Raw genomic sequence first — 1,295 nt, 5'->3', positions numbered from 1 at the left:
TAACCCAAAGTTGCAAAGCCCCATTGGAGGACTTGCAACTTAAAAGTTCCTATTATTAGCTAAGGGAAATGAAACCCATTTTAATTAATGATATTATTATCATTACAACTATTTCCGTTGCCAGATTGTATTACGGCCATGACTTGAGGGTTGTTGTTATTGTTATTTCCAATAATATGGTTATTTCTCAAAAACTCATTAAAATTCCCATCCTGGAGACCTATCAACAGCTGAAAATTGTCATCATTATTATTACCCATTATTAAGTTATTGTCTTGGTTCATATTCATAAGGCCATCCATTAAGGCTATATCAATTTGCCAGTTCCCCTCATTGCCATTGCCCTCAATCCTATTATTGTCGTTGGCTATATTTGAAGCACCAAACTGAACTGCTCCCAATGCTTGAACATTGTAGTTATTGTTATTCCCCTCAATGATATTATTCCTTAGGACATCATTTAAAGTAACGAATTGTGCACTTATTACCTGCTGAATATTTTCATTGTTGTTACTACCGTTCCCAATTCTATTATTATTTTCAATATCATTGAGCACTCCCAATTGCAGACCTACAGCCCTTTGCAAGTTTCTATTATTATTTCCGCTGGAAATGCTATTATTACTTAAAAAGTCATGTAGGTTTCCCAGCTGAATGCTAAAAGCTTGTTGGCTATTTTGGTGATTATTGTTGTTACTTATGTCACTATTAGTCTCGTGCTCATTTTGGCTTCCAAATTGTAGGCTAAAAGAACTTTGTTTATTATTACTATTACGATTACCCGTAATCCGATTATTATTGTCATGATCATGAGTTTGTCCCACCTGCAGGCCGAAAGTACTTTGTTTATTATCACTATTATTATTGCCAACAATTCTGTTGTTTAAATCATGGTCTTGATCTAGGCCAAACTGAATAGCAACAGTACTTTGCTTGTTCCAGCTATTGCCATTACCGATAATATCATTATTTCCTACATGTCGATGGCTCTCATCAAATTGAAGAACAAAAACCCTTGCTCTATTGTGACTATTATTATTACCCATTATCTGGTTATTACTTGAAACATCGTGGTCCGTACCATTCTGATAGGCAGTCACTAACTGCTTATTTCCATCATTGTTATTACCATCAATTAAGTTATTTTCATTCATTCCATTGAACATTCCCGTCTGAAAAGCATCAAGGGATTGACTGTTCCAATCGTTTCTAGAACCGTCAATAACATTACTAAATGTAATGATATTACCCATCATCTCTTGGGCCATGTTAGCTTCTTGTCTGTTGTTAGTATT

Annotated in this window: 1 protein-coding gene; it reads right to left on the bottom strand. The window is 34.7% G+C overall.

Annotation, left to right across the window (positions count from 1 at the left end):
• Window positions 1-80 precede the first annotated feature (80 nt).
• Window positions 81-1,295, bottom strand: a 1,215-nt coding sequence (locus E1171_RS23375) for a hypothetical protein (RefSeq protein ID WP_222931322.1), incomplete at its 5' end; no start/stop codon positions are given.

Origin of the sequence: Xanthovirga aplysinae (assembly GCF_009711365.1) — a bacterium.
Lineage (GTDB): Bacteria > Bacteroidota > Bacteroidia > Cytophagales > Cyclobacteriaceae > Xanthovirga > Xanthovirga aplysinae.
Note: the sequence above shows the minus strand (reverse complement) of the source record. Positions and strands in the feature narration are given on the sequence as shown.